The sequence below is a fragment of the Amycolatopsis sp. NPDC028719 genome (genome assembly GCF_055565395.1).
Genome location: NZ_JBVHUL010000013.1, coordinates 170,485 through 188,287 on the forward strand (window position 1 = coordinate 170,485; position 17,803 = coordinate 188,287).

Here is a 17,803-nt window from a genome sequence, read left to right on the forward strand (position 1 = left end):
TCCGGTTGCGAGCCTGTGGTGACATCGTTGACATCGAGGGCAGCCGTTGCGCGAGAAAGCGCTTTCTGAGACGGTCGGAGGGCGAGCCGCGGGAGGCTGCGGGCGGCCGGTGGGAGGCGCCGACGGTGTCGCTGAAGGGGCACACGGCGGAAGGAATGCGCCGGTGAAGGAGCCGCGTGGGGGCAGCGACGCGCGGACGAACCTTGGCCGGCGCTCGCGGAGACGTCGCCGAAGCTGGTGAGGAGGGAGGCCGGGTGGCTCGGGGAAAGCGTTTGCGGGTCGCCGTCGTCGGGGCTGGGGCCATCGCCGCCAGTCACCGCGCTGCTTACCAAGCCCATCACGACGATGTCGATCTCGTGGCCGCCGCCGATGTCGATGAAGGCCGGACGCTCGCTTTTTGTGCGACCACCGACCACGCCAAGCCTTACCCGGACCTCGACTCCCTGCTCGCCGCGCAGGAACCCGACCTCGTCTCGATCTGTACTCCGCCCGGGCTGCACGTCGAACAGACCAAGAAGGTCCTCGAGAGCGGCGCCTGGGCCTGGTGTGAGAAGCCGCCTTGTCGTTCGCTGGCCGAATACGACGAGATGACCTCCGCCGAAATCGAGGGCGGCCCGTATGTCTCCTTCGTCTACCAGCAGCGGTCCGGCTCCGCCGTCGCCCGTTTTCGGGAACTGCTCGCGAAGGGGGAACTCGGACGTCCGCTCGTCGCGCATTGTCAGACCACCTGGTACCGCGATGCCGCCTACTACGCTGTCCCGTGGCGGGGGCGGTGGGCCACCGAAGGCGGTGGGCCCGCCATGGGCCACGGCATCCACCAGATGGATCTGCTGCTCCACCTGCTCGCCGATGACGAAGGCGGCGACGGCGAGTGGGCCGAAGTCCAGGCGATGACCGGGCGGCTCGTGCACGACATCGAGACCGAGGACGTCTCCACCGCGCTCGTCCGGTTCGGGTCCGGGGTGCTGGCCACCGTCGTCAACAGTGTCCTTTCACCCGACGAGGTGAGCCGGATCCGCGTCGACTGCGAGCGCGCCACCGTCGAGCTCACGCACCTCTACGGCCACGTCGCCGAAAACTGGCGGTACACCCCCGCGCCGCATGGTGCCGGAATACCGACCGGGCCGGCCGAGGACGTCGGCAGCTCGCACGCCGCCGCGTTGGCGCCCGTCCTGGATGCCTATCGGGCCGGACAGCGACCGCCGTGCAGCGGGCGGGATGGGCGGCGGGTGCTGGAGTTCGTCGCCTCTCTCTACAAAGCCGCCTCCACCGGGCGGACCGTGCGCCGTGGGGAGATCGTGCCGGGGGATCCCTTCTACCGGGGGATGGCCGGGGTGACCGCGGGATGAGCGCCGCGATCACCGTCACCCACCGGCACGGCGACCGCGTGACCGTCGAGGCCGGCGGGGTCCCGCTGATGTCCTATGTGTACAAGCCCGACCCCGTCGCCTACGAGTCGCGCAAGCCCTACACCCACCCGTTGCGCACGCTGCGCGGCCGGCGCGTCAGCGGGTACCGGCCGGCCGACCACCGGTGGCACAAGGGCCTGCAGATGACCTCGAGCCACCTGTCCGGCCAGAACTTCTGGGGCGGCCACACCTACGTCCCCGGCCGCTGGTACCAGGAGCTGCCCGACCGCATCGGCTCGATGCGCCACGACGAGTTCGCCGGGTTCACCGTCAAAGAAGACCGGCTGACGTTCACCGAACGGCTCACCTGGGTGACCCACCGCGGCGACGAGTGGGCGCGCGAACGGCGTGACATCATCGTCCACTCCGTCGAACCCGGCGAGGGCGCCTGGGCGATCGACTGGGGCATCGAGCTCACCAATGTCCGCGACGCGCCGCTCGTGTTCGGCAGCCCGACCACCGCCGGCCGCGAGCAGGCCGGGTACACCGGCCTGCACTGGCGGGGTCCGCGTGACTTCGGCGGCGGCCGCGTCTTCGGGCCCGGTGGTCTCGGCGGCGACGACATGATGGGCGTACAGGCGCCGTGGCTGGCCTTCGTCGGCGAACACGACGACGTCGACGCGCACTCGACGCTCGTCTTCGCGCACGCACCGGAAAACGACGACGCCATCCACGAGTCCCACTGGTTCGTCCGAAGCAAGGACACGCCCATGGTCGCCTTCTCGTGGGCGTTCTTCGAGGAATTCGCCCTCCGGCCGGGGGAGAGCTTCACGTACCGCTACCGGGTCGTCGTCGCGGACGGAGCGTGGGACCGCGATCAGGTGACCGACTACCTCGGCAGGCACGGATGGTCATGAACGACTTCCCGCTACCGGGTGGCATCGGCGTTTCGCACCTGCGCGCCTACGACTGGGCGGCCGAGGACGGCGTCTGCGGGGGCAGTCCGCACCTGCACGTCGCCTGCACCGAGGCCTACGTCGTCACGGCGGGGCGAGGCGCCGTCCAGACGCTGAGCACCGGCGGGTACGCGGAGACGCCGCTCGAAGCCGGCGTGGTCGCGTGGTTCGCGCCGGGGACCGTCCACCGGATGGTGCAGGGCGGCGGCCTGCGCGTCACCGTCCTCATGCAGAACAGCGGCCTGCCCGAGGCGGGCGACGCCGTGTTCACCTTCCCGCCCGACGTGCTCGCGGACGCGGGGACCTACGCCGAGGCCGCCGCGTTGCCGAAAACCGACGAGGCCGCCAAAAGACGTCGTGACCTGGCGGTTCGCGGCTACCTGCCGCTGCGCGAAGCGCTACTGGACGGTGATCCGGAGCCGCTGAGGTCTTTCCACCGGGCGGCCGTCGCGCTGGTGTCGCCGAAAATCGGAGACTGGGTACCGCGCTGGCAGGCCGGGGCCCTGAAAGCCGCCGAACTGACCGGCGCGCACCTCAAGGCCCTCGCCGACGGCGACGGGAGCCACCTCGACCAGGCGGGCGTCCGGGTCGCGACGCCGTCGAACCCCGACGGCTACGGCATGTGCGGGCGTCGCGCGGAATACGACATCCCGGGTGTCCCCTCGCCGCCCGGCGGGGAACCCCTCCACCAGGAAGGCCGGCAGCGATGAACCAGACCGCCATCGGAGTGCTGCTCAACGGGGTCACCGGCCGGATGGGCTACCGGCAGCACCTGCTCCGGTCGGTGCTGGCCATCCGCGAGCAGGGCGGTGTCGAGCTGCCCGACGGCAGCCGCGTGCAGCTCGAACCGATTCTCGCCGGGCGCAACGCGGCGAAACTCAAGGAAATCGCCGACCGGCACGGCCTGACCGCGTGGACGACCGACGTCGATTCGGCGCTGGGCGACGTGCGGATCTACTTCGACGCGCAGCTGACCTCGGCGCGCGAGCCGTCGGTGCGGGCGGCGATCGCCGCGGGCAAGCACGTCTACGCCGAGAAGCCGCTGGCCGAGACGCTGCCCGCCGCGCTGGAGCTGGCCGGGCTCGCGCGGGACGCCGGGATCTGCCACGGCGTCGTCCACGACAAGCTCTTCCTGCCCGGGCTGCGGAAGCTGCGCCGGCTGGTCGACGGCGGGTTCTTCGGCCGGATCCTGTCGGTGCGCGGCGAGTTCGGCTACTGGGTCTTCGAGGGCGACTGGCAGGAGGCGCAGCGGCCGAGCTGGAACTACCGCGCCGAGGACGGCGGCGGGATCGTGCTCGACATGTTCTGCCACTGGAACTACGTCCTCGAGAACCTCTTCGGCCGTGTCGAGGCCGTGACCGCGAAAGCGACGACGCACATCCCGCGCCGCTGGGACGAGCAGGGTGAGCCGTACGCGGCGACGGCCGACGACGCCGCGTACGGCATCTTCGAACTCGAATCGGGGGCGATCGCGCAGATCAACTCGTCGTGGTCCACGCGGGTCTTCCGCGACGAGCTGGTCGAGTTCCAGGTCGACGGCACCGAGGGCAGCGCCGTCGCCGGCCTGCGACGCTGCCGCGTCCAGCACCGCTCGGCGACGCCGAAACCCGTGTGGAACCCCGACCTGCCCGCCACCGAGCCCTTCCGCGAGCAGTGGCAGGAGGTGCCGGACAACGCCGAGTTCGACAACGGCTTCAAGGCGCAGTGGGAGCAGTTCGTCCGGGACGTCGTCGCCGGGCGGCAACACCGTTACGACTTCTTCTCGGCCGCACGCGGGCTGCAGCTCGCGGAGGCCGGGTTGACGTCGTCGGCGGAGGGACGGCGGGTGGAGCTGAAGCCCCTGTCATAGTCAGGTCCGGGAGAAGCTGTCAGTCCTTGCCGTTGCCGCCGCCGGAGGTCGCCGGCGTGATCAGCACGACGCGGTCGTCGCTCGACACGGGCGTGCCGCCGTCCTTGTTGACCGTGCCGGCCACCGCGAGCTGCGGGTTGATCATGCTCATCCCGGCGAGCCGCCCGAACGTCTCCGGCGGCTTGCCGGTCTTGCCGTCCAGGGAGATCTGCGGCTTCCCGGTCACCGCGCCCTCCTTCGAGACGGGGACGTTCTGCAGGTTGGCGGCCACGGAAGCCGCCACCTCGACGAAGCCGATCGAGTCGACGAAGTCCGCGCAGCCCGAGACCCCCGGCTTCTCCGGCCACGTCCACGCCGGCGTCGTCAGCGGCTGCCCGGCCTGCACGCGGTAGAGGGCGTCCTTGTCGGCGAGCCGGTCGGTGACCCAGACGCGGCCGCCGTCGGCGGAGGCGCACAGCCCGCCCGGCGCGTGCAGCCCGGCCGCCACGGCCAGCGCGCCGTTCGGGTTGCCCGCCGCGGCCTTGCCGGACGTGTCGATCCGCAGCACCTTCCCGGCCAGGGAGTTCGGGTCGGCGGCGGCGTTCGGATCACCCGCGTCGCCGGTGGCGACGAGCAGCGCGCCGCGGTTGTCGGCGCTGATCGTGCCGCGGTTGCCGGTCGCGCCCTTCGGGATCCCGGTGAGCACCGGCTTGGCCGCCTGGCCCTTGGCGAAGCGCACGACGCGGTTGTCCGTCGCCGTCGTCACGTAAGCGAACACGAGCTGGTCCTCGACGTACGACGGCGAAAGCGCGAGGCCCGTCAGGCCGCCGTCGCCGGCCGCCTGGACGTCGAGCTTCGCGAAGTCCGTCGCGTCCTTGCCCGCCGTCGCGAGCAGCACGCGGCCGCTTTTGCGCTCGCCCGCGAGGGCGCTCGGCGTCGCCCCGTCGCCCGGCAGGCCGGCGACCGCGGCGACGGTGTCCAGGCACGTCGCGATCACCGCCGGGTCGAAGTCCTTGCAGCCCTGCGGCGGCGGCACGGGCGTGGGGGACTGACCGGGCCGCGCCTGCTTGCCGTCGCCGCCGGAGTCCGCGCCGGGGCCCTGGACCTCGGGCGGCGACTCGGGGCTGGGCACGGGCGCGGGGCTGAAGGTCTGGCCCGCCGCGGTGTCGTCGAACCGCGCGCACCCGGCGGGCAGCAGGACGCCGCAGGCCAGGATCGCCAGCAGGGCCGACCGGTACCGGGTTCGCATGATCCCCGAGCCTAGGGGCCGGTGCGTGAACCATGGGTGAGTACTCCTCGATTACGGTGAGGATCATGACGCTGACCGTGCTGGTGCCCGACGACGAGGGCCTGACCGTGCTCGCCGAGGTGCCGCGGGTCCTGCCCGTCCGCCACCAGTGGGGCGAGCAGGTGCCGCCCGAGGCCGCGAAAGCCGAGGTGCTCATCCCCGGCAAGCACCCGCCGGGCGAGGAGCTGTGGCGCACGCTGCCGAACCTGAAGCTGATCCAGCTGCTGTCCGCCGGCGCCGAGGACTGGGTCGGCAAGGTGCCCGACGGCGTCCTGCTCTCCACCTGTCGCGGAGCGCACGGCGGGAGCACCGCCGAGTGGGTGGTCGCCGCGCTGCTCTCGATGTACCGGAAACTGGACGTCTTCGGCGCGGCGCAGCGCGAAGGCCGGTGGGAACGGCAGAGCACCGACACGCTGCAGGGCAAGCGCCTGCTCGTCATCGGCGCCGGCGACCTGGGGCAGCACCTGCGGCGGCGGCTCGAGCCGTTCGACGCGCGGTGCACCATGGTCGGGATGACCGCGCGGGACGGCGTCCACGGCGTGCGGGAGCTGCCGTCGCTGCTCGGCCTGCACGACGTCGTCGTGTTGATGGTGCCGCTGACCTCGCGCACCCGCGGGATGGTCGATGCGGAGTTCCTCGCCGAGATGCGGGACGGCGCGGTGCTGGTCAACGTCGCCCGCGGCGCCGTCGTGGACACCGGCGCCCTGGTCGCCGAACTGACCACGGGCCGGCTGCGCGCCGCGCTCGACGTCACCGATCCCGAGCCGCCGCCGCCCGGGCACCCGCTGTGGACGGCGCCGGGACTGCTGCTGACGCCGCACGTCGGCGGGGCCGTGCGCGGGGTGCGGGCGCGGTCGTACGCCGTCGCCGCGGCCGAGATCGCGCGGTACGCCGGCGGGGAGCTGCCGGACAACCTCGTGCACGGGGAGTACTGACGCGCGGCGCGGTCTCTCGCCAGGTCAGCCCGCATCCCCTACTCTTCGCGCGTGAGCAGTGGAGACGACTTTTCGCAGCAGCCGACCAGCCTCCTGCCGGACGTCGAGGACGACGGGCCCGACGACGCGCCGCGGCAAGGCGGGCTCGGGCTCGGCCTGCTGATCCTGCGCGTGGCGCTCGGCGCGACCATGGGCGCGCACGGCCTGCAGCACCTGTTCGGCCTGTTCGGCGGGCCGGGGATCGGCGGCTTCGCGCGGGTGCTGGAGACGTTCGGCTACCACAAGCAGACGACGTTGCTGTCGTGGATCACCGGGATCGTCGAGCTGGGCGGCGGCGTGCTGGTGGTCGTCGGGCTGTTCACGCCGCTGGCCGCGGCCGGGCTGCTCGGGGTCATGGCCAACGCCGTCTACGCGAAGTTCCACGGCGGGTTCTTCGAGGGGCAGGGGCAGGGCTTCGAGTTCGAGCTGCTGCTGGCGGCTTCGGCGTTGAGCCTGCTGTTCACCGGTTCCGGGCCGATTTCGCTGGAGCGGAACACTCCGTGGCGGAAACGGCCGTTGCCGCTGGGGTTGGTTTCGCTGTTGCTGGCGGCCGCGGCCGCGGTGGTGGTCATCGTTTTGACGCGGTAACCGGCCTGGACACCGTGAAGGCCGCCCCGGAGAACGGGACGGCCTTCACGGCTTGAGCCAGAATTATTTGTTCACGTCGCGGACCGCGCCGGTGTCCGCCGACGTCGCCATCCGGGCGTACGCGCGCAGGGCCGCCGTCACCGGACGCTGGCGCTCCTTCGGCTGCCAGGGCCGCTCGGACGCCTCCATCTTCGACCGCCGCTCGGCCAGCACCTCCGGGTCCACCAGCAGCTCCAGCCGGCGCTCGTGGATGTCCAGGAGAATGCGGTCGCCGTTTTCGACCAGGCCGATCAGGCCGCCCGCCGCCGCCTCCGGCGAGATGTGGCCCACCGAGATGCCCGAGGAACCGCCCGAGAAACGGCCGTCCGTGATCAGGGCGCACTTCTTGCCCAGGCCGGAACCCTTGAGGAACGCCGTCGGGTGCAGCATCTCCTGCATGCCCGGACCGCCCGCCGGACCCTCGTAGCGGATCACCAGGACCTCGCCCGGCTGGATCTCCTTCTTGAGGATCGCCGACACGGCCTCCTCCTGGCTCTCCAGCACCCGCGCCGGGCCCTCGAAGTGCCACAGGTCCTCGTCGATGCCCGCGGCCTTGATCACCGCGCCGTTCTCGGCGAGGTTGCCGCGCAGGATCGCCAGGCCGCCGTCCTTCGTGTACGCGTGCTCGACGTCGCGGATGCACCCGCCCGCCGCGTCCGTGTCCAGCGACGACCAGCGGTTCTCCGTCGAGAACGCCTGCGTCGTGCGGACCCCGCCCGGCGCCGCGTGGAACAGTTCGACCGCCTTCTCCGACGGAGCCTTCGCCCGGATGTCCCACTCGTTCAGCCACGAGTCGAGGTCGGGGGAGTGCACCGACCGGACGTCGGTGTTCAGCAACCCGCCGCGGTACAGCTCGCCGAGGATCGCCGGGATTCCGCCGGCCCGGTGGACGTCCTCCATGTGGTAGTCGGAGTTCGGCGCCACCTTCGACAGGCACGGCACGCGGCGGCCGATCGCGTCGATGTCGGCGATCGTGAAGTCGATCTCGCCTTCCTGGGCGGCGGCGAGGATGTGCAGCACCGTGTTCGTCGAGCCGCCCATCGCCATGTCGAGGGCCATCGCGTTCTCGAACGCCGCCTTCGACGCGATCGAGCGCGGCAGGACCGAGTCGTCGTCCTGCTCGTACCACTTCCGGCACAGCTCGACGACCGTGCGGCCGGCCTCCTCGAAGAGCGCGCGGCGCGCGGCGTGCGTCGCCAGCGTGGAACCGTTGCCCGGCAGGGACAGGCCCAGCGCCTCGGTGAGGCAGTTCATCGAGTTCGCGGTGAACATGCCGGAGCACGAGCCGCAGGTCGGGCAGGCCGAGCGCTCGACGATGTCGAGGCCGTCGTCGTCGACCTCCGTGCTCGCCGACGCGGCGATGGCCGTGATCAGGTCGGTCGGCGCCTGCGCGACCCCGCCCACGACGACGGCCTTGCCGGCCTCCATCGGCCCGCCGGAGACGAACACGACCGGGATGTTGAGCCGCATCGCGGCGTTGAGCATGCCCGGCGTGATCTTGTCGCAGTTGGAGATGCACACCAGCGCGTCGGCCTGGTGCGCGTTGACCATGTACTCCACCGAGTCGGCGATGATCTCGCGCGAGGGCAGCGAGTAGAGCATGCCGGAGTGGCCCATGGCGATGCCGTCGTCGACGGCGATGGTGTGGAACTCGCGCGCGACGCCGCCGGCTTCCTTGACCGCGTCCGCGACGATCTCGCCGAGGTCCTTCAGGTGCACGTGGCCGGGCACGAACTGCGTGTAGGAGTTGGCGATCGCCACGATCGGCTTGCCGAAGTCGCTGTCGGTCATGCCGGTGGCGCGCCAGAGCGAGCGGGCGCCCGCCGCGTTGCGGCCGTGGGTGGTGGTCCGGGAACGGAGAGGCGGCACGGCGAACTCCCAGGTCGGAATGGTGGGCCAGGCGGAGGTCCGGGAACGCTCCGGCGAACTGGTCCTACCAATTTAGACCGTCGGGCTAGCGGGTGTGCCGAGGGGTTACTCGCTGGGCGACGTCTCCGGCTTGGCGGGCTTGATGTCGTCGGCGTCCAAGAGCCCGCTCGGGTCGGCGACGAGACCCTCGCTGACCAGCGAAAGCACCGGCAGGTGCCGGGTCCGCACCGTGGGCAGCGGCACCTTCGTGTCGTCCCGGAGGACCGCCTGCACGCGCGACTTCTTGGTGATCGCCAGGCCCTTGAGCGCCGACCACGGCACGTCGCGGTGGCCGAACATCGTGCGGGTCGCCAGCCCCTCGCGCGTCGCGATCGTGCGGGTCCGGATCACGAACACCGCGAGCGCGATCGGGAAGACGTAGAGCCACTGCAGGTACGGGATCTCCCCGAGCGCGATCGGCGTCACGCAGATCGTCAGGAGGGCGATCGCCATGAACGACGTGCGGGGGATCCGGAAGACGGCCTTCCGGCCTTCGTCCTGCTCTTTTTCGGCCACCCCGAAATGGTGCACCGCCCCGCGGACCGGCCGGGACCCGGGTCGGACGCGGGTGACGTGCGCCGCTCGGGTGTCCACGATCTGGACTCACCATCCCGCAGAGTTGACACTCGAGAGACCTTCGGACTAGCGTCAGCGTCGTGACACCGCTGACCGGCCTCGTACTTCCCAAGCGCGTCGACGCTTAGGGAAGACTTTCCGCTGCGTCGACGCGCGAACCCTCGTGCGACCTTACGGTCGGCGAGGGTTTTTTGTTGCCCACGGGAAGCGATTCCCCGCCCCACCGCACAAAACCGACCCGAACGAGTGACACCGAGACCCACGAGGCAGAACCGATGACCAGTGCCACGTCGCGCAGCGACGCGAAACCCGGGCCGACGCCCGGAACGCCCGGAGCACGTCCGAAGCCGGCGCCACCGGCGGGAACCCCGGTGCGCGTCACCGGCGCCCAGTCGCTCGTGCGCTCGCTCGAGGCGGTCGGCGCCGAGGTGGTCTTCGGCATTCCGGGCGGCACCATCCTGCCCGCCTACGACCCGCTGCTGGACTCGACGAAGGTCCGCCACATCCTGGTCCGCCACGAGCAGGGCGCGGGCCACGCCGCCACCGGCTACGCGCAGGCCACCGGCAAGGTCGGCGTCTGCATGGCGACCTCGGGCCCGGGCGCGACCAACCTGGTCACCCCGCTGGCCGACGCCAACATGGACTCCGTCCCGGTCGTCGCCATCACCGGGCAGCAGTCCCGGTCGCTGATCGGCACCGACGCCTTCCAGGAAGCCGACATCTGCGGCATCACCATGCCGATCACCAAGCACAACTTCCTCGTCACGGACCCCGCGGACATCCCGCGGACCATCGCCGAGGCGTTCCACCTGGCGTCCACGGGCCGCCCCGGCCCGGTCCTGGTGGACATCCCCAAGGACGTGCTGCAGGAGATGACCTCGTTCTCCTGGCCGACCGAGCTGCGGCTCCCGGGTTACCGCCCGACGCTGCGCCCGCACGGCAAGCAGGTCCGCGAAGCCGCGAAGCTCATCGCGAAGTCGCGCCGGCCGGTGCTCTACGTCGGCGGCGGCGTCATCAAGGCGGAGGCGCACGAGCAGCTGAAGCAGCTCGCCGAGCAGACCGGCATCCCGGTCGTCACGACGCTGATGGCGCGCGGCGCTTTCCCCGACTCGCACCCGCAGCACCTCGGCATGCCGGGCATGCACGGCACGGTCGCCGCCGTCGCCGCGATGCAGCGCGCCGACCTGCTGATCGCGCTCGGCGCCCGGTTCGACGACCGCGTCACCGGCCAGCTGTCGTCGTTCGCGCCGGACGCCGCGATCGTGCACGCCGACATCGACCCGGCCGAGATCTCCAAGAACCGCAAGGCCGACGTCCCGATCGTGGGCGACTGCAAGGAGATCATCAGCGAGCTGATCACTTCGGTGACGACGGAGTTCGAGCACGGCGGCAAGCCCGACCTCGCCGACTGGTGGACGCTGCTCGACGACTGGCGCAAGACCTACCCGGCCGGTTACGAGTGGCCGGACGACGGTTCGCTGTCGCCGCAGTACGTCATCGAGCGGATCGGCCAGCTCGTCGGCCCCGACGCGGTGTACGCCGCCGGTGTCGGCCAGCACCAGATGTGGGCCGCGCAGTTCGTCAAGTACGAGAACCCGCGCACCTGGATCAACTCCGGCGGCCTCGGCACCATGGGCTACGCGGTGCCCGCCGCGATGGGCGCGAAGTTCGGCGTCCCGGACACCCCGGTGTGGGCGATCGACGGCGACGGCTGCTTCCAGATGACCAACCAGGAGCTGGCCACCTGCGCCATCGAGGGTGCGCCGATCAAGGTCGCCGTCATCAACAACGGCAACCTGGGCATGGTCCGGCAGTGGCAGAACCTCTTCTACTCGGAGCGGTACTCCAACACCGACCTCGGCACGCACAAGCACCGCATCCCGGACTTCGTGCTGCTGGCCGAAGCGCTGGGCTGCGCCGGGCTGCGCTGCGAGACGAAGGAAGACGTCGACGCCACCATCCGCCGCGCGATGGAGATCAACGACCGTCCCGTCGTGATCGACTTCGTCGTGGGGAAGGATGCCCAGGTGTGGCCGATGGTCGCCGCTGGCACCGGCAACGACGAGATCATGGCGGTCCGGGGCATCCGGCCGCTGTTCGACGACGACGAGGTTTCGGTGGAGACGACCGAAGCTGCCGCGGAAGCCGCTGGGGAAGGTGAGCGCTGAGATGAGCGTCCACACGCTGAGTGTGCTGGTCGAGAACAAGCCGGGTGTGCTCGCGCGCGTCTCCGGCCTGTTCTCCCGGCGCGGTTTCAACATCGAGTCCCTCGCCGTCGGGCCCACGGAAAACCCCGAGGTGTCCCGCATGACGATCGTGGTCGCCGTGGAAGAGCTACCGCTCGAACAGGTGACCAAACAGCTCAACAAGCTGGTCAACGTGATCAAGATCGTCGAGCTGGAGCAGTCGACCGCCGTGCAGCGAGAACTGCTGCTCGTGAAGGTTCGCGCCGACAACACCGTGCGCAGCCAGGTCCTCGAAACCGTCCAGCTCTTCCGGGCCAAGGTGGTGGACGTCTCTCCGGAGGCACTCACCGTCGAGGCCACCGGGACGTCCGACAAGATCGGTGCGCTGCTGCGGATGCTGGAGCCGTATGGCATCCGCGAGCTGGTGCAGTCAGGCATGGTCGCGGTGGGGCGGGGCGCCCGTTCCATCACCGCCACATCACCGCGTTAAAGAAGTCAGTCAGGAAAGGAAGCAGTAACCCCCATGGCAGTGGAAATCTTCTACGACGACGACGCCGACCTCTCGATCATCCAGGGGCGCAAGGTCGCTGTCATCGGCTACGGCAGCCAGGGCCACGCCCACTCGCTGAGCCTGCGCGACTCCGGCGTCGACGTCCGCATCGGCCTGCCCGAGGGGTCCAAGTCGCGGGCGAAGGCCGAGGAGCAGGGCCTGCGTGTGCTCACCCCGGCCGAGGCCTCCGCCGAGGCCGACCTGATCATGATCCTGGCGCCGGACACGAAGCAGCGCTTCATCTACGAGCAGGACATCGCGCCGAACCTCAAGGACGGCGACGCGATCTTCTTCGGGCACGGCTTCAACATCCGCTACGACCTGATCAAGCCGCCGGCCAACGTCGACGTCGCGATGGTCGCCCCGAAGGGCCCGGGCCACCTGGTCCGCCGCCAGTTCGTCGACGGCAAGGGCGTTCCGGCGCTCATCGCGGTCGAGCAGGACGCTTCCGGCAACGCGCAGGCGCTCGCCCTCTCCTACGCGGCCGCCATCGGTGGTGCCCGCGCCGGCGTCATCAAGACGACGTTCACCGAGGAGACCGAGACCGACCTCTTCGGCGAGCAGGCCGTGCTCTGCGGTGGCGCGTCCGCGCTGGTGCAGACCGGCTTCGAGGTGCTCACCGAGGCCGGCTACGCCCCGGAGATCGCCTACTTCGAGGTGCTGCACGAGCTGAAGCTGATCGTCGACCTCATGTACGAGGGCGGCATCGCGCGCCAGCGCTACTCGATCTCCGACACCGCCGAGTACGGCGACCTGACCCGCGGCCCGCGCGTCATCTCGCCGGCGGTCAAGGAAGAGATGAAGAAGATCCTCGGCGAGATCCAGGACGGCACGTTCGCCCGCGAATGGGTCGCCGAGGACGAGGCCGGCCGGCCGAACTTCACCAAGCTCGAGGAGCAGGGCAACCAGCACCCGATCGAGGCGACCGGCAAGAAGCTGCGCGACCTGATGTCGTGGGTGGACCGGCCGATCACCGAGACCGCCTGAGTCTCAACCGGCAGGACGCTGAAGGGGACGCCCGCTCGGGGCGTCCCCTTCAGTGCGTTCGGTGGTCGTTTCGCTACGCTGGCGACATGAGTGAGCAGCCGGTCGACGACAAGGCGCACATCCGGCACCACCTCGACTTCACGAAGGCCGAGTGGATCCGGGCCGAGCCCGAGGGTGTCACCCTCGACGACTGCGTCGAGTACGCCTTCATCGAGCACACCGACGGCGTCACCTACACCGCGATGCGGCAGTCGTCGAAGCCGGACGGCGTCATCCTCGTCTTCACGCCGGGGGAGTGGGACGCGTTCGTCAAGGGCGTCCGCGACGGCGAGTTCGACCTGCCCGAGGACCTCGCGGAGGCCTAAAGCTTCGCCGCCAGCGCGGGGATCTGACCGGTGTCGCCCGCGATGCCGAGGTGGTCGCCGTAGTCGCGGGACTCGACGATCAGGCCGTCGCGCACGCGCATCGAGAAGATGTTGGCGATCCGCACCGGCCGTCCGCCGTATTCGCCCTGGTAAGCGAACTCGCCGATCAGCACCTCGGGATCGGTGCCCTGGTAGGTGACCAGGTCCGCGACCGCGAACCCCGGGTTCAGCGCCTTGCCCGCCGCGAAGTGCTCGCGGGTCTCCTCGCGCGTCCGGATCACCGCGGAGCCCGGCAGGAACGGGTGCGTCACGTGCGTTTCTTCCGCGTACAGGTCCGGAAGCTCGTCCCAGCGGCCGCCCGCCACGCCGTGCACCAGCTTTTCGAACACCGTCCCGTCGCTTTCCGGGGTGACCGGCGAAAGCTCGCGCGGTGGCGCCTGCTCATAGGCCTTCACGAGCAGGTCGACGCCGTCGCGGATCGCCGCGAGCCGCAGGTAGTCGTGGTAGTCGCGGGAATGGACGATGAGGCCGTCGCGCACGCGCAGCACCTGGATGTTGGCCGTCGTGGTCGTCCGGCCGGTTTCGGCGGACTCGGCGTCGTAGTCGTATTCGGCGACGATCACCTCGGGATCCGTCGTCTCGTGGACGACCACGTTCTTGCGCTTGAGCCGCACCGCCCCGGCGAGGACGCCGGTGAATCTTTCGTGGAGCGCGTCACGGCCGGTCAGCCGTGTCGGCCGGGGCACGGCCTGCGGATGCTCGACGACGGTGTCCTCGGCGTAGAGCGCGGAAAGCTCGCCGAACCGTCCTTCGCTGATGCCGTCGGACAATGCGGCGAACACGTCGCGGGGTGTGGTCATGAATCCTCCCAGTGGCAAACCGGAGTCTGTAGTCCATCTCCGAAGATACGGACTACAGACTCCGGTTGTCTACAGGGTTCGGAGGAGGTCCCGGGCCGCCGGCTGCTCGCACACGTCGGCCCACTTCTCCGGCGTGCTGTGGAAGATCGCGTCCCGGGCCTCGAGGTCGGCGCCGTTTTCGACGAGGACGCGGACCGCGTCGAGGTGCCCGGACTGCGCGGCGAGGTGCAGGGCCGTGACGCCTTCGCCGTGGTTCGGGCCGCCGAACGTGCCGACGTGGTTCACGTCGGCGCCGAGCTCGAGGAGCGTCCGGATCGCGGCGACCCGGCCCGTCGCCGCCGCCCAGGCGAGGGCGGTGCCGCGGTAGACGTCGGCGTCCGGGTCGGCGCCCCGGGCGACGAGGGTTTTCAGCGCGTCGACGCGGTCGTTGCGGGCCGCCCAGGCCAGGGCTTCGTTCCTGACTTCGGCAGGGTCGTCTTTCGGGTGCCAGAGTGGGAAACCGCTGTGCGGGCGGTAAAAGCCCCGGTGTGCGCCGGCCGCGGGGTGCCCGGGTCGCAGGAGTTCGTCGAGCAGGTCCGCGTCGCCGAGCCCGGCCGCGACGCGCAGGTTGCCGGGCGCCCGGCCGTGCGGCGCCAGCTTCTCCGCGGCCTCGCGGTGACCCCAGAACAGCGCGACGACCAGGGGAGTGCCGCCGTCGCCCCGAGCGGAGACGTCGACCGGGGCGCCGGCGTCGAGCAGCTGGTCGAGCAGGAGCGGCAGGTTCTTGTACGCGGCCTGGTGCAGCGGGGTCCAGCCGTGGACGTTGCCGCGGGCCGGGTCGGCGCCGTGGTCGAGCAGGATCCGGCTGAGCCGCTCGTCGCAGGTCGCGCCGGCCATGCCGAGCAGGTCGTTGCCGTTGGTGCCGCGGGCGGTGACCAGGCCGGGGAACTCCGTCAGCAGCGCTTCCAGCGCGTCGGGGTCCCGGGCTTCGACCGCGCGGTACGCCCGCGCGAACGGCTCGCCACTGTCCACAAGCGACTCGACGTGCTCTCGGAGGGTGCGCCAGGAAACGAAACCGTGCTCACGGGCGACGACCACGAGCGCGCCGTCCCGGGTCAGCGGCTGGCCCCGGCGCTCGAACGGCTCGCGCGCGCCCGGTGTCCCGTCCTCGGCCGAGGCGAGCAGGCCGAGCGCGCGTTCGGCGTAGTAGTGGACGTCCTGGTGGTACGGGTGCTGCAGGTTTTCGCCGTGTTCCGTGACGCGCCGGACGTACGCCCGGAGTTTCGGCCAGCTCGGGAAGCCGTGGTCGCGGGCGATCCGGAACTGCGCTTCGGAGAGTTTGACGCCCTCGGCGCGTGCGAGATCCTTCGCGCGCTTGCGGAGCTGGTCCAGGCTGGGTTTCGCGGGCAGCGGGCCCATGATGCCTCCTTCCCTCGTCGCCCGTGGTCCGCCGGCACCGGGCAGGAAAGAAGGTGCGGAGCTGGTGGTGCGGTACTGCGGGGGTGGGCTCGGCCCTTTCCGCGGACGGGACGCGGCCCTCACCGCGTCCCGTCACCCTACCCCGGTGTGCGGAAAGGGGCATCTGGCGTGATCCCACGGGCTTCACGCGTGATTGGAGGGGCATCACGCGAGTTACGGGAGGAGGTCGGCCAGGCGGCGGTAGGAGTTTTCCGTGCGGGCCAGGACCTGGACGCAGACGTGGTCGGCGCCCGCGTCGAGGTGAGCCCGGATCCGGTCCGCCGCTGCCTGTTCGCCGGTCGCGACGAGGGCGTCGACCAGGCGGTCGCTGCCGCCGTCGGCCAGGTCCTCCTCCGTGAAGCCGAGCCGGCGCAGGTTCGCCTGGTGGTGCGGGGCCTGCCGGACGTACAGGTCGACGTGCTCCCGGGCGGCCGAAGGGGAAGCGTCGAGGACCACCGCCTGCTCGACCGCCAGGTACTTGCCCGGCCCGAGCCGTTCGCGGGCCAGCGCCGTGTGCTCCGGCGGGACGAAGTACGGGTGGGCGCCGTCGGCCCGCTCGGCCGCCAGGTCCAGCAGCTTCGGCCCCAGCGCCGCGAGCACCCGGCGTGGCCGCGGTGTGGGCTGGGGCAGCCCGGGCAGTTCGGCGGAGTCCATCCCGTCGAGGTATTCGCGGATCGCCGCCAGCGGCCGCGCGCCCGGCCGGTGCCCGCCCAGCCCGGCGATGAACCGGCCCGGGTAGGCCTCGCCCAGCGCGCGGACGGCGCCCTCCGCGGCGAGCGGGGAGCGCTGGTCGAACCGCGCGACCCCGGTGGCGATCGTCAGCTTCGACGTCGCCGCCAGGAGCAGTGCCGCCTGCGTGAACGCCTCCCGTCCGGCGTACTCGCCGAACCAGATCGCGGCGAAGCCGAGTTCCTCCACCTCGGCGGCCGTCTCGCGCAGGACGCCGACCGGGTCGCCGTCGAAGAACCGCCAGATCCCGACGCTCATCGGGGCACCGCCGTGGCCAGCTCGGTCAATATGTCCACAGTGGATTCGAACGACGGCGCCCACGGGGTCGGCAGGACGTGGTCGGCGCCCGCTTCGAGGAGCTCGGTCAGCCGTTTCGCGATGGTCCCGGCGTCGCCCCACAGGACGAGGTCGTCGACGAACCGGTCGCTCGGGCCGTCGATGTCGGCGGGCGTGTAGCCGAGCCGCCGCCAGCCCGCGAGATGCGCCTTCACCTGGTTGTCGCGCAGCTGGGCGACCGTGCGCCGGACGTGCGCGCGAGCGTCTTCCCGGCTGCCGGGGACCACGGTCTGCTGGGGGATCAAGAGCTTGTCCGGTCCGAGGATTTCGCGGGCGTACGGCGTGTGCGTGACCGGCTGGGCGAACGGGTGGGCGCCGTCGGCGTGGTCGCGGGCGAGCTCGAGCATCCGCGGCCCGACCGCGGCCAGTACGCGGGGAAACGCCACGGGTGCGGGGTTTTCCGCCGCCGTCGCGTCCATTTCGGACAGATAGTCCCGCATGCGCTCCAGCGGCCGGTACTCCTCGCCGTGCTTCGCCGCCTGGAACGCGTGCCCGATGCCGACGCCGAGCACGAACCGGCCGGGATGGGCGTGGGCGAGGGTCGCCCCGCCCTTTTCGGCGGTCCGCTCGGGCCGGGCCCGGACGTTGGCGATGCCGGTGCCGAGCACGACGTCCGGCACCGAGGCCAGGAGGTCGCCGAAGTGGGCGAACACCTCCCGGGTGCCGGGTCCTTCGCCGCTCCACACCGAGCGGTAGGCGGCGTCGGCGAGCCGGCGGGTGGCCGCCCGCTCGACGTCCGGGGGTGGTTGCAGGGGCGCGCTCGGCAGCCAGGCGCCGATCGCGCCGAGCCGGGCCCGTGTGTCTTCGACCAGGGTCATTCTTGTTCCCTCCAGTAAGGTGAGGCTGC

17 protein-coding genes are annotated in these 17,803 nt (G+C 71.1%); 10 read left to right on the forward strand and 7 right to left on the reverse strand.

Annotated elements, in window-relative coordinates; genetic code table 11:
- Window positions 1-254: 254 nt before the first annotated feature.
- Genes ACZ4TR_RS42580 through ACZ4TR_RS42595 form a run of 4 tightly spaced genes read left to right on the forward strand, consistent with a single transcriptional unit; the run spans window position 255 to window position 4,154 of the window.
- A complete protein-coding gene (locus ACZ4TR_RS42580; protein WP_465294132.1) occupies window positions 255-1,349 on the forward strand; it encodes a Gfo/Idh/MocA family protein in 1,095 nt (364 codons plus the stop codon).
- Window positions 1,346-2,266 (forward strand): DUF6807 domain-containing protein, encoded by a 921-nt coding sequence (locus ACZ4TR_RS42585; protein WP_465293937.1) that lies wholly within the window; start codon window positions 1,346-1,348, stop codon window positions 2,264-2,266. Before ACZ4TR_RS42580 ends, ACZ4TR_RS42585 begins: the two co-directional genes overlap by 4 nt.
- Window positions 2,263-3,015, forward strand: coding sequence for a cupin domain-containing protein (locus tag ACZ4TR_RS42590; protein WP_465293939.1), 753 nt, complete (start codon window positions 2,263-2,265; stop codon window positions 3,013-3,015). The genes ACZ4TR_RS42585 and ACZ4TR_RS42590 overlap by 4 nt, the downstream gene beginning before the upstream one ends.
- The gene (locus tag ACZ4TR_RS42595; protein ID WP_465293941.1) at window positions 3,012-4,154 is read left to right on the forward strand and encodes a Gfo/Idh/MocA family protein; all 1,143 of its coding nucleotides are present in this window, start codon (window positions 3,012-3,014) and stop codon (window positions 4,152-4,154) included. The genes ACZ4TR_RS42590 and ACZ4TR_RS42595 overlap by 4 nt, the downstream gene beginning before the upstream one ends.
- Window positions 4,155-4,173: 19 nt before the next feature.
- Here the strand turns inward: ACZ4TR_RS42595 and ACZ4TR_RS42600 are convergent, their stop codons facing one another.
- Window positions 4,174-5,382 (reverse strand): PQQ-dependent sugar dehydrogenase, encoded by a 1,209-nt coding sequence (locus ACZ4TR_RS42600; RefSeq protein ID WP_465293943.1) that lies wholly within the window; start codon window positions 5,380-5,382, stop codon window positions 4,174-4,176.
- A gap of 65 nt (window positions 5,383-5,447) precedes the next feature.
- On the opposite strand from ACZ4TR_RS42600, the gene ACZ4TR_RS42605 reads away from it, so the two are divergent.
- Window positions 5,448-6,356 carry an NAD(P)-dependent oxidoreductase gene (locus tag ACZ4TR_RS42605; protein ID WP_465293945.1) on the forward strand — a complete coding sequence of 303 codons (909 nt, stop codon included), beginning with the start codon at window positions 5,448-5,450 and terminating at the stop codon, window positions 6,354-6,356.
- A 51-nt stretch (window positions 6,357-6,407) separates the two neighbouring features.
- Window positions 6,408-6,983, forward strand: coding sequence for a DoxX family membrane protein (locus ACZ4TR_RS42610; protein WP_364513036.1), 576 nt, complete (start codon window positions 6,408-6,410; stop codon window positions 6,981-6,983).
- Window positions 6,984-7,046: 63 nt separating this feature from the next.
- Here ACZ4TR_RS42610 and ilvD read toward each other — a convergent pair whose 3' ends face one another.
- Both ilvD and ACZ4TR_RS42620 read right to left on the reverse strand, forming a co-directional pair.
- Entirely contained in the window at window positions 7,047-8,891 is a 1,845-nt protein-coding gene (ilvD, locus tag ACZ4TR_RS42615; RefSeq protein WP_465293947.1) for a dihydroxy-acid dehydratase, read from the reverse strand.
- A gap of 105 nt (window positions 8,892-8,996) precedes the next feature.
- Window positions 8,997-9,527, reverse strand: coding sequence for a PH domain-containing protein (locus ACZ4TR_RS42620; protein ID WP_465294134.1), 531 nt, complete (start codon window positions 9,525-9,527; stop codon window positions 8,997-8,999).
- A 254-nt stretch (window positions 9,528-9,781) separates the two neighbouring features.
- Here ACZ4TR_RS42620 and ACZ4TR_RS42625 point away from each other — a divergent pair, with 254 nt between their 5' ends.
- The 4 genes from ACZ4TR_RS42625 to ACZ4TR_RS42640 all read left to right on the forward strand — a co-directional run bounded on the left by ACZ4TR_RS42625 (window position 9,782) and on the right by ACZ4TR_RS42640 (window position 13,594).
- Window positions 9,782-11,674: an acetolactate synthase large subunit gene (locus ACZ4TR_RS42625; protein WP_364513027.1), complete on the forward strand. Its 1,893-nt coding sequence runs from the start codon at window positions 9,782-9,784 to the stop codon at window positions 11,672-11,674.
- A gap of 1 nt (window position 11,675) precedes the next feature.
- Window positions 11,676-12,182 (forward strand): acetolactate synthase small subunit, encoded by a 507-nt coding sequence (ilvN, locus tag ACZ4TR_RS42630; protein WP_003080760.1) that lies wholly within the window; start codon window positions 11,676-11,678, stop codon window positions 12,180-12,182.
- A 33-nt stretch (window positions 12,183-12,215) separates the two neighbouring features.
- On the forward strand, window positions 12,216-13,229 hold the full coding sequence (gene ilvC, locus ACZ4TR_RS42635; protein WP_013223583.1) for a ketol-acid reductoisomerase: 1,014 nt from the start codon (window positions 12,216-12,218) through the stop codon (window positions 13,227-13,229).
- Between the two features lie 86 nt (window positions 13,230-13,315).
- Entirely contained in the window at window positions 13,316-13,594 is a 279-nt protein-coding gene (locus ACZ4TR_RS42640; RefSeq protein ID WP_155545093.1) for a DUF397 domain-containing protein, read from the forward strand.
- Here ACZ4TR_RS42640 and ACZ4TR_RS42645 read toward each other — a convergent pair.
- The 4 genes from ACZ4TR_RS42645 to ACZ4TR_RS42660 all read right to left on the reverse strand — a co-directional run bounded on the left by ACZ4TR_RS42645 (window position 13,591) and on the right by ACZ4TR_RS42660 (window position 17,774).
- A complete protein-coding gene (locus ACZ4TR_RS42645; RefSeq protein WP_465293949.1) occupies window positions 13,591-14,454 on the reverse strand; it encodes a nuclear transport factor 2 family protein in 864 nt (287 codons plus the stop codon). The genes ACZ4TR_RS42640 and ACZ4TR_RS42645 overlap by 4 nt on opposite strands.
- 69 nt (window positions 14,455-14,523) lie before the next feature.
- Window positions 14,524-15,852: an ankyrin repeat domain-containing protein gene (locus ACZ4TR_RS42650; RefSeq protein ID WP_465293951.1), complete on the reverse strand. Its 1,329-nt coding sequence runs from the start codon at window positions 15,850-15,852 to the stop codon at window positions 14,524-14,526.
- 213 nt (window positions 15,853-16,065) lie between these two features.
- Complete coding sequence (locus ACZ4TR_RS42655) at window positions 16,066-16,878, reverse strand: TIGR03620 family F420-dependent LLM class oxidoreductase (RefSeq protein WP_465293953.1); 813 nt, start codon at window positions 16,876-16,878, stop codon at window positions 16,066-16,068.
- Complete coding sequence (locus tag ACZ4TR_RS42660; RefSeq protein ID WP_465293954.1) at window positions 16,875-17,774, reverse strand: LLM class flavin-dependent oxidoreductase; 900 nt, start codon at window positions 17,772-17,774, stop codon at window positions 16,875-16,877. The genes ACZ4TR_RS42655 and ACZ4TR_RS42660 overlap by 4 nt, the downstream gene beginning before the upstream one ends.
- Window positions 17,775-17,803 lie beyond the last annotated feature (29 nt).

Coding starts and splice junctions, on each gene's coding strand:
- ACZ4TR_RS42585 (WP_465293937.1), top strand. CDS start 1,346: ATGAGCGCCGCGATCACCGTCACCCACCGGCACGGCGACCGCGTGACC.
- ACZ4TR_RS42625 (WP_364513027.1), top strand. CDS start 9,782: ATGACCAGTGCCACGTCGCGCAGCGACGCGAAACCCGGGCCGACGCCC.
- ACZ4TR_RS42660 (WP_465293954.1), bottom strand. CDS start 17,774: ATGACCCTGGTCGAAGACACACGGGCCCGGCTCGGCGCGATCGGCGCC.
- ACZ4TR_RS42605 (WP_465293945.1), top strand. CDS start 5,448: ATGACGCTGACCGTGCTGGTGCCCGACGACGAGGGCCTGACCGTGCTC.
- ACZ4TR_RS42650 (WP_465293951.1), bottom strand. CDS start 15,852: ATGGGCCCGCTGCCCGCGAAACCCAGCCTGGACCAGCTCCGCAAGCGC.
- ACZ4TR_RS42640 (WP_155545093.1), top strand. CDS start 13,316: ATGAGTGAGCAGCCGGTCGACGACAAGGCGCACATCCGGCACCACCTC.
- ACZ4TR_RS42600 (WP_465293943.1), bottom strand. CDS start 5,382: ATGCGAACCCGGTACCGGTCGGCCCTGCTGGCGATCCTGGCCTGCGGC.
- ACZ4TR_RS42655 (WP_465293953.1), bottom strand. CDS start 16,878: ATGAGCGTCGGGATCTGGCGGTTCTTCGACGGCGACCCGGTCGGCGTC.
- ilvC (WP_013223583.1), top strand. CDS start 12,216: ATGGCAGTGGAAATCTTCTACGACGACGACGCCGACCTCTCGATCATC.
- ACZ4TR_RS42645 (WP_465293949.1), bottom strand. CDS start 14,454: ATGACCACACCCCGCGACGTGTTCGCCGCATTGTCCGACGGCATCAGC.
- ACZ4TR_RS42590 (WP_465293939.1), top strand. CDS start 2,263: ATGAACGACTTCCCGCTACCGGGTGGCATCGGCGTTTCGCACCTGCGC.
- ilvN (WP_003080760.1), top strand. CDS start 11,676: ATGAGCGTCCACACGCTGAGTGTGCTGGTCGAGAACAAGCCGGGTGTG.
- ACZ4TR_RS42595 (WP_465293941.1), top strand. CDS start 3,012: ATGAACCAGACCGCCATCGGAGTGCTGCTCAACGGGGTCACCGGCCGG.